The sequence below is a fragment of the Pantoea sp. GbtcB22 genome (genome assembly GCF_019091025.1).
Lineage (GTDB): Bacteria > Pseudomonadota > Gammaproteobacteria > Enterobacterales > Enterobacteriaceae > Pantoea > Pantoea leporis.
On sequence record NZ_JAGXKB010000339.1, the window covers coordinates 1 to 261 of the forward strand.

The window sequence follows — 261 nt, forward strand, 5'->3', positions numbered from 1 at the left end:
CAGGGTATCGGTAGCACTGAGCTCATTCTCAATGCCACTGAAAGAGAGGCTACCGAACTACCTGCCTATGTTATTTTTACCAGTGGTAGTACTGGTAAACCTAAAGGAGTGGTTGTTTCGCAGCGGGCCCTGGCTTTCCATATGAACTGGATGAATGGCGAATTCAGATGGACTGCTGATGATGTGTTCATACAGAAATCCTCTATTAGTTTCGACGCCTCGGTCTGGGAGTACTTTGCACCTCTCATGAGCGGGGCATCT

General features: G+C 48.3%; 1 protein-coding gene. It reads left to right on the forward strand.

Translation table 11 applies throughout. The annotated features are described in order from the left end of the window. A partial coding sequence (locus tag KVT28_RS25420) for an AMP-binding protein (RefSeq protein WP_217550977.1) occupies positions 1-261 on the forward strand: 261 nt, incomplete at both ends.